Annotated in this window: 10 protein-coding genes and 1 pseudogene; 6 read left to right on the forward strand and 5 right to left on the reverse strand. The window is 43.3% G+C overall.

From position 1 onward, the window contains the following. Together ACWVCM_RS10325 and ACWVCM_RS10330 are read right to left on the reverse strand one after the other, a co-directional pair. On the reverse strand, nucleotides 1-946 hold a 946-nt coding region (locus tag ACWVCM_RS10325), incomplete at its 3' end, for an efflux RND transporter permease subunit (protein ID WP_455201668.1). A 36-nt stretch (nucleotides 947-982) separates the two neighbouring features. Then, complete coding sequence (locus ACWVCM_RS10330; protein WP_455201669.1) at nucleotides 983-2,089, reverse strand: efflux RND transporter periplasmic adaptor subunit; 1,107 nt, start codon at nucleotides 2,087-2,089, stop codon at nucleotides 983-985. Between the two features lie 328 nt (nucleotides 2,090-2,417). On the opposite strand from ACWVCM_RS10330, the gene ACWVCM_RS10335 reads away from it, so the two are divergent. Together ACWVCM_RS10335 and ACWVCM_RS10340 are read left to right on the forward strand one after the other, a co-directional pair. Further along, the gene (locus ACWVCM_RS10335; protein ID WP_455201670.1) at nucleotides 2,418-2,963 is read left to right on the forward strand and encodes a hypothetical protein; all 546 of its coding nucleotides are present in this window, start codon (nucleotides 2,418-2,420) and stop codon (nucleotides 2,961-2,963) included. A gap of 43 nt (nucleotides 2,964-3,006) precedes the next feature. Beyond that, nucleotides 3,007-3,291 (forward strand): hypothetical protein, encoded by a 285-nt coding sequence (locus tag ACWVCM_RS10340; RefSeq protein WP_455201671.1) that lies wholly within the window; start codon nucleotides 3,007-3,009, stop codon nucleotides 3,289-3,291. Nucleotides 3,292-3,352: 61 nt separating this feature from the next. Here ACWVCM_RS10340 and ACWVCM_RS10345 read toward each other — a convergent pair whose 3' ends face one another. Beyond that, a complete protein-coding gene (locus ACWVCM_RS10345; protein WP_455201672.1) occupies nucleotides 3,353-3,937 on the reverse strand; it encodes a DUF4136 domain-containing protein in 585 nt (194 codons plus the stop codon). A gap of 257 nt (nucleotides 3,938-4,194) precedes the next feature. Here ACWVCM_RS10345 and ACWVCM_RS10350 point away from each other — a divergent pair, with 257 nt between their 5' ends. Beyond that, nucleotides 4,195-4,323, forward strand: a complete 129-nt coding sequence (locus ACWVCM_RS10350) for a hypothetical protein (RefSeq protein ID WP_455201673.1) — start codon at nucleotides 4,195-4,197, stop codon at nucleotides 4,321-4,323. A 314-nt stretch (nucleotides 4,324-4,637) separates the two neighbouring features. Further along, nucleotides 4,638-4,940, forward strand: a complete 303-nt coding sequence (locus ACWVCM_RS10355) for a hypothetical protein (protein WP_455201674.1) — start codon at nucleotides 4,638-4,640, stop codon at nucleotides 4,938-4,940. A 151-nt stretch (nucleotides 4,941-5,091) separates the two neighbouring features. On the opposite strand, the gene ACWVCM_RS10360 is transcribed toward ACWVCM_RS10355, so the two are convergent. Then, the gene (locus ACWVCM_RS10360) at nucleotides 5,092-5,223 is read right to left on the reverse strand and encodes a hypothetical protein (RefSeq protein ID WP_455201675.1); all 132 of its coding nucleotides are present in this window, start codon (nucleotides 5,221-5,223) and stop codon (nucleotides 5,092-5,094) included. Nucleotides 5,224-5,367: 144 nt separating this feature from the next. Further along, complete coding sequence (locus ACWVCM_RS10365) at nucleotides 5,368-6,141, reverse strand: hypothetical protein (protein WP_455201676.1); 774 nt, start codon at nucleotides 6,139-6,141, stop codon at nucleotides 5,368-5,370. An 857-nt stretch (nucleotides 6,142-6,998) separates the two neighbouring features. Here ACWVCM_RS10365 and ACWVCM_RS10370 point away from each other — a divergent pair. Further along, complete coding sequence (locus tag ACWVCM_RS10370) at nucleotides 6,999-7,511, forward strand: hypothetical protein (RefSeq protein ID WP_455201677.1); 513 nt, start codon at nucleotides 6,999-7,001, stop codon at nucleotides 7,509-7,511. 67 nt (nucleotides 7,512-7,578) lie between these two features. Next, a pseudogene (locus ACWVCM_RS10375) lies at nucleotides 7,579-7,860 on the forward strand (hypothetical protein); the annotation flags it as partial.

Consider the following 7,860-nt stretch of genomic DNA (forward strand, 5'->3'; position numbering starts at 1 on the left):
GGGCGACTGGCAATATAGCTTGAATCTGGTCGTACAATGATTCGCCCATGGTGACAACGTTGCCACCTTGTACCGTTGAAATGGCCAAACCTATGGCAGGTTTTTTATCGAAGCGTAGATAATTTGTTGCAGGTTCCTGGTAACCTCGTTTTATTTCGGCAATATCACGCAGGAACACCAGGCTTTTTGATTCTGGCCCCCTGCTGCGAATTAACAGGTCACCAAATTGTTGTTCCGATTTGAATTCTCCCGTTGGATTAACCGGTAAATACTCCTGGCCCAGGTTGATGTTTCCGGAAGTTGAAACCAGGTTTTTTGCGGCGAGAGCGTTGTATATGTCCTGTGGTGATACACCAAACTCCGCCATTTTTTCCCGGCGCATTTCAATATATACAGCTTCAGGTTGTGCGCCATATAACTCTATGCGCTTTACATCTTCAGCATGTAGTAATTCCCGTTGTAAATATTTGGCAAATTCATAGGTTTCCTTGTAAGTGTAACCTTCTGCAGTAATCGCAACATAGACCCCATAGACGTCGCCAAAATCATCATTGACCAGTGATGGACCAGCGCCTGGTGGAAGTTTGTTTTGTGCATCATTAACTTTACGACGCAATTCATCCCACACCTGTGGCAGGCGCACAGCATCATATTTATCTTTCATGGTGACTTGCACGATAGACAGGCCGCGTTTGGATTGTGATTCTACATATTTAAGTTGCCCTAATTGTTGCACGGCTTTTTCAATGACGTTGGTCACTTCCTCTTCCACTTCAGCGGCCGATGCGCCAGGGTAGGGTGTAAGAATGACAGCGTCTTTAATGGTGAATTCGGGATCTTCCAGCCAGCTTAGGGCAAAGAATGATTTGTAACCGACGACTACCATGAGTACAGTCAATACCCAGGTAATCACTTTGTTGCGAATACTCCATTCCGCAATATTCATAGCACTGGACCCTTTTTGTTATAAGAGGTGTGTTTATTAGAATTCAATTTTGTCGACAGGGCGGACTTTCATGCCTTCGCGCAATGTACTGACACCTGCAATTGCAACCATATCGCCATTGGCCAGCCCATCAGTGATAGTAATCTGATCGTTACCGACCAGTTCGCCAGTGCTTACTTCACGACTATGCGCCGTATTTTCTTTCTGATTAATCACCCACACATGAGATTTACCGGTTTCGTCTGCAACTACGGCCAGGGCAGGTATAACTTGTATTGTTGGTTGAACTGCTGTTTCCGGGGCTGTTGCCAGTACCGTCGCCGTCATACCTGGCAAGATATTGGCGTCTTCCGGCTGCGGCATAATGAGGACATACTCGAAGGTTTGGGTTTTCGGATCGGCTTCTGTAGCAAATTCTTTAACCTCCAGGTCAAAGGTTTTTCCGGGTAGTGATTCGAATGTAGCCTGTATCGTGGCTTGTCTGGCATCCCCCGCGGCTCCTGCGACAATGCTTTCCGGGGCATTTACAACAATTTCTATTACATTAACATCCTGTAAGCTGATAATGCGTTCTTTACGACGAACATCCTGGAAGTTCTGTACATAGCGTTTGGCGATTTTACCGGCGAAAGGTGCCTTGAGATAAGTATCGTTAAGCGCTTTCTTTTTGATAGCGAGATCGGCTTCCGCTTGTTCAAAGTTGGACCGCAACTGGTCAAATTGTACCTTGGAAATGAATCCGTCTTTGACCAATCCCTTACCGCGCTCGTAGTTGGACTTGGTTTCGGTGTAGCGTGCTTCAGCAGCTTTCAAATTACTGCCGTAATCCCTTGGGTCAAGGCGGGCGATCAAATCCCCTTTCTTGACGTTTTGTCCTTGTTTGACAGGCAGCTCAATCAACGGTCCATCCACGTTAAATGACAGATCAACCCGGTCTGATGCGCGTACTGTTCCTGGAAATTGCCGGCTGCCCCTGAAATCTGCAGCGCCCAGCGTGATGGTTTTTACCGGACGTACCGTTTCCCGCGGCGGCGGCGCCTGATTTTTATCACCGCAGGCTTGAATCAAGATTGAAGAGGCTAGCAAACTAGCAAGAGCAATTGTGGAGTATGGTGTCTTTGAGCCGAAAACCAGATTCGCCATTGTCTATTTTCCCTTTAATAATAGTTAGCGGTAATGAAATGACCCTAACACGAAACACGTGCCACTATTGTATGCTAAAAAAACAATCTACGACAGGTATGTATCGGTAGTCAGGAATTTCCAAGGGGAATGATTTCTTGAATTATCCAGGGGATATTTTTCAAGTGTTGTGTTTGGCCAGTATTTTGCGACTGCGTTAACGTTAATCATGCATGTCGGATGTATATGGTCAAATATTGTTGCCAGATCTGGGTTTATTGGTCTGGGGCGAAAAATATCTGCTAAAATTTGTTCATTATTGCGTATCTATTTCGTCTGGAGCATAACCATGAAAATATCAATTAAGAATACAACAATTTATGTGCTTGCGTTTTCTTTCTTTCTATTTGCTGGCTTCTCAAACGCGAAAGAATCTTCGGGAAAAATTCTCGCCCCCTGGGAGGGTGAGGGAGAAGTATTTAAAGTGGGCCCCAAGCTATACCAGTTTGTGGGTAAGTTCGAAGGCATTATGTATATCGAAAAGGAAGGTAGTAAAAATGATTTTGACACCGCTATCTTTGTTTGCCCCACGGTGCAGGAAATTCATGCAGACACCTTAAAAACTGAAGCAACTGGGCGCTGCCACATCATTGGCGCACCGGGCAATGTGTTTGGCAAGTTTACCTGCAAGGGTAAGGTGGGAAGTTGCAAGGGTAAATTTACTATTACTGGTGGCACTGACGAGTACGAAGGTATTACCGGTGGCAGCGACATGATTTCGCGTGCTGCGTTTGGCGGACTTTCGCTGGATACTGCCAGTGGTTCGGCAATGAGAACAGCAACGGGTTTGGTAGTCTGGCCCAATATGAAAGTGAATATTCCAAAAATGAAATAACACACGAATCAAACTTTCTACGAATTATTGGTGAGGACTCAAAATGAAAAATCAAATACGAATGAATCTATTAGTAATGTTGATTGTAGGGTTGGTATTGATGGTATTTGGTGTAAATGCATCAGCGGGCAGTATTCGATGTGGCGGCACTATTATTGATGATGGTGATCGGCGCGGTATTTCCAAGCTGGAAGTTGAAAAGAAATGCGGTACTCCATATTCAAAGTACGGCAGTAGCTGGATCTATTCCATGCCCAATGGCACTGTGACACGGATACGGTTTAAATCCAATGGGGAAGTGTCTTCTATTACCAATGAAAGGATTTAATCTTCCAAGGACGGAAAGCTACTGACGGTAGTTGAGGCTTAAGGCTATTGTGAAAATAGCGCTAGCTATTTTTCTCGTTGGTTTTGGGTGCCGGTGGCGGAAAGTCGCTAAACATATTTCTTATTACCCTGGTTATTCTGTTTCTCTCCTTGCCGTCGAACTTAATAATAGTATCCATTTGACTGCGCCATAGTAGTTTCATGGATTCAGGTTCCAGGATATAAATAGTCAGTGTGCCTATCATCATGGTGCCTGCCTGATCAATGTTCGATGGTGCTGTAGCTGAACCGGGTGCGTACATTTCCCGCGTAATAATTTTTTCTACCCTGTTTTTAGCAGAATACTGGATGATAAAAGCTGGACTTTCATTATCAGCCAGTGCAAATCCTTTTGCTTTCAGTTCTGCGTTTACTAGATCAGGTATCCTGTTAGTGACTACTCTCCCTATTTCTTCTACTTTTCGGTCAACCGTCTTGCCTGTTTGCTCTATATTTATCGTATTTTTCCCCCAGGCGTAGGTCTTCAATTTTGTAAAATCTGTAGATTTATCGTATTCCGTAGTGATCGGTGTCTGCGAGCAAGCAGTTGTTATCGTTATAACAATCAAGGCAATAATAACTGAGCAAAGTGGTTTTGTTATTTTCATCTTCTCACCCGTTTTCGTCTGGGGAATCCGGACAGTTAGTTGTAATGCCCATATATTAACACCGTTTTAGCCTGTCACGAAAAGATAAATACTTGGCGGAAGCTGACAAATATCAACTCACATTAAATTGTCCAATACTACAAATGAAGATCATCGAGACCCGGTATAAGGAATCAAACTTTCAGGAAGGTGTGGTGGTCGGATGGTTAAAAAATATCTATGGATCATTATGGCTTATTGTTTAGTAAAGGTGTTTTGTGGCGGGTAGTCCGGCGTTTGCGACAGGCGGTATGGGCGGTACAGGCGTAAACGAAAGCAGTAATAGTTGTATGAGCATGGGTACGGATTACTCGCTACTTCCTGATCTTTTAATTGACAGGAAGTAAGGAAAGTTAGTTTGTATTTTCATTGTGTATAGTTCCCCATTGGGATTATCAAATCCCGTCAAGCGTTCTACTAACGCGACCACGTGATCGTAATGATCACGTGGATTTTTTTATTATACGTTCGCAAAAATTATGCAATAAATAATAAATTCTTCACATAGATCCGGTCCGTCCTTGTATTGGCATCAACGCACAACAATTTGGCGGAACGCGATATATGATTTTTTCTGTTCTTTTGTCAAACAGTAGTAGAAGTCCTCTTAATCCTGCGCACGATCTTCTGAAGTGTGTTGCTGTTAATAAGGGAGCAGAAAATGAAAAAGAACTATATAATCGCAGCCACCGTCAGCTGTTGTGTCGTATTCGCTGGATCTGTCCTGGCTTATGGTGGCATCAGCAATACGGCATCGGCGATGAGCAGCAATCGATTTACGTCCAGCAATGCGTTTTCAATTAGTATTAACGTACCGTATGATATGTCGATAAAGTCAGGAGTGGGATTGTCAGCATCATCAGGCAAAGTGTTTTACACGGATTTTGACGCAACTCAAATGCCGGTACATGAATTGCCTCCATTGCCACTGACATTGGATGAAGCCGAAAAGCTTCCTGATTAAGTAATTATTGGGAAAACACGGCCATGCTTCCTGATGTGCTAATGCCAGTTCTGTAAGTAGCGATTAGGAGTTTTAAATAGAAACTGTCAGTCTTCGATGTTAAGCGCTGGAAGTGAAGGTTGGGCGGAAATTTATACTTAAAAAATATTTACTACAAGAGATAATTATAAATAAGAAAAATCAGGATTGCCCAAACCCCAATGCCAATAGACGAACCTACCAGTATTCCCGACACAACATTCGCGCTATCCTTTTCAATCATTGCCGTAGCCTCTTTTTCCATAGTATTGTTCCCCTGGTAACAGTCTTTTATTGAAACTATGAAAAAATTATAAAATGGCTATCGCATTAGCATGTTATCCATTAGCGCCAGCTTGTTGTCTCTAAAAAAATTGTTTCTCCTTCATTAAAAATTTAATGGAACTTTTTAGAACTTAATACCAAGGCCAAGCAGAAAACCGTCCAGGCCTATGTCATAAACCAGATTAGCATCATCAAATTTTACTTTAAGATAACGGTAACCAAATTTAGCAGACAATGTGTTGCCAAATTGATAGCGAATCATAGCCTCGGCATTAACTGCCATGTCACTTTCGATTCCGAAGCCACCTACATCACCACGCAATGACATACTAAAGTCATGCTTTAAAGGTATGGCGTAAATTACCCCCACAAACGGATCAAACCAGTTAACATTTGCTTCCGGGTTTTGGTTCAGTATTAGCAGCGAGACATCGATGTTCTGTTGTCGTATGCCGGCGATCACTTCCAGGTTTTTTACTGATTGCGGAGCGTAGGCGCCAGCGTACTCAATAATAAGGCCTTCCAGCCTTGGCGTCGTTTCTAGCAACGTTCCTGCCTGCAAGGTATCTTCGTAGGCAACATATAAAAAATCGAACAAAAATCCCCACCGGTTTTTGCGTGCCGTAAATGTTGCGGAGGCAACGCCATCCAGGTTATCGAGGGAGAAAAAGTTGTAATCTGAGTCGATAGGTGGCGATTCTGTGGGCGGTGATCCATCGTCACTTACAGCAGTAGTACCACTGATGCTTGCTGCCCACAAATAGGGTGTCAGCTCAAATTCGTAGCTTTCATTTTCTTCATCGGCATAAAGGTTATTGCAGCACGTGCAAAACAGAAGCAATGAGTAAAGCCAGATCCATCGTCGATTAAACAAATACTGTTGTTGTGGTTTTTTCATGAGCAGATTCGGGTAATTGTGATTGTTTATTGTACGTTGTTTTGATTGCCAGTAATTAAAATGTATATGAAATGAAAAGTGACATTTTAATGAAGGCGGGATTTGCAAAATACAATAATATTTAATTCTCATGTGTGCAGAAACAATCGTTTTCTGAGCTTGCCAGCGACAAACATCAAATTTGTGCGATATAAACTATGTGCGCATAAACCATGGAAAGTTCTGGGCTGTACGTCACAAGCCCGGAAGTCATGTCTTGGCAAGTTTCTGAAAAAAGAATAAACCTTGGCACTGGCCACAGAATATATGGTATTAAGTATGTTTTGAAAAGGCCGGGCTTATTTGCTGTTGATTCGATGTGTGCTATAGCCTGCGGGCACCAATAAAACGCAAGTTGACCATCGTTCCATTTACCATTGTCCTTTCTATTGGCCTCACTTTAACGGTGCTGGGAGTAGTAAAAGTGTCAGTGGTGCTACTAGCCACAACATTTTAGCTATGTTCCGTCGGGTATCTCGCTGGAGCACTCGCCATTTTGTGAACAATGCTACGAGTGGTGGGCTTTAGGTAACAGGCTCAGTACTGAATTACGGAGTTTAATAGCTCTCTACGTATCTCATTTTATAGTTAGAAAAAATATCTACCCATTGGCTTACTCTGATCTTGATCAAGAAATGTGCTTAATTTGCGTTTCTGAATTAGCGATATTTGATACAATGGAATCCTTTTTAAAGGCATGGAAGGCCGGCTTATTTCTGCCCGCATATCCCTGGATCATGGTTTAAAGGATTGGTATCACCAAAACAACTAACAAAAAAAGTTCATGAAGACCGACGCTGTTATAAGGGAGAAGAAAGATGAATAAGAGTCTCAACCGCACATTTCTGTTTGTTATCGGGTCGCTGTTTCTGATAGCAGCCTGTGGCGGCGAAAAGGCGCAAAATCAGCAAACTGCTGCGGAACCACAAGCGGAGCAGTACGTACCACCAGCGCCTATGAACATGACAGATGTAGAGGCGAAAGGCGCCAGGGCGCTGACGACTGACGAAATTAGCAGCTTGATCGTTGGCAAAATGATAACAATTAAACATCTGCCAACCGGAAATGAGTTGACTGGATACTACAATGAAGACGGTACCCGCACCTTGATCGAGTTTGATAAAGGCGTTGCTATTCAGGGCGGGCAAACTACTGGCGCGTCACGTGATCCTTATCGCATCGAGGGTGACCAACTCCATGCTGTTTTTGAAGGTAACCAGATTTCGACGACTATTTATCATCTGGACAATCGATATCTGGCTGCTGTCAGCGATCAAGATGGTATGGTGAATTATGAAGTAATTCCGCCAGGGCGAAACAACAAAAACTAGTTGTTCTCGGTGAAATGTTGAGTAACAAATGGCACTAAACTGTAGAAACTATTGCGTTGTAGTTTTAGTGTCGTTACATTTTGTTATGGCTGGTTGTACCAGCTTGCCCACCAATCCCGACCGAAAACAATCTACCTTAATTGAAGATACCAGTGATACATTCCAGGGGCAGGCTGTTACGAGGCTTAGTGCGGGTAAAGGTAGCAAGTCTGGTTTCAATCCGTTAGTAAATGGCCTGGATGCTTTCGCGGCCAGGGTATTTCTGTCCAGGACTGCTGAACGCAGTATCGATGTTCAATACTATATCTGGCATGAAGACGAAGTTGGGGGGCTTTTAGCCGCAGAGTTA

Source organism: Kaarinaea lacus (genome assembly GCF_975902315.1).

Excerpts from the sequence above, each read along its gene's own strand:
- ACWVCM_RS10345 (WP_455201672.1), bottom strand. The coding sequence starts at position 3,937 with ATGAAAATAACAAAACCACTTTGCTCAGTTATTATTGCCTTGATTGTT.
- ACWVCM_RS10335 (WP_455201670.1), top strand. The coding sequence starts at position 2,418 with ATGAAAATATCAATTAAGAATACAACAATTTATGTGCTTGCGTTTTCT.
- ACWVCM_RS10360 (WP_455201675.1), bottom strand. The coding sequence starts at position 5,223 with ATGGAAAAAGAGGCTACGGCAATGATTGAAAAGGATAGCGCGAATGTT.
- ACWVCM_RS10355 (WP_455201674.1), top strand. The coding sequence starts at position 4,638 with ATGAAAAAGAACTATATAATCGCAGCCACCGTCAGCTGTTGTGTCGTA.
- ACWVCM_RS10330 (WP_455201669.1), bottom strand. The coding sequence starts at position 2,089 with ATGGCGAATCTGGTTTTCGGCTCAAAGACACCATACTCCACAATTGCT.
- ACWVCM_RS10340 (WP_455201671.1), top strand. The coding sequence starts at position 3,007 with ATGAAAAATCAAATACGAATGAATCTATTAGTAATGTTGATTGTAGGG.
- ACWVCM_RS10370 (WP_455201677.1), top strand. The coding sequence starts at position 6,999 with ATGAATAAGAGTCTCAACCGCACATTTCTGTTTGTTATCGGGTCGCTG.
- ACWVCM_RS10365 (WP_455201676.1), bottom strand. The coding sequence starts at position 6,141 with ATGAAAAAACCACAACAACAGTATTTGTTTAATCGACGATGGATCTGG.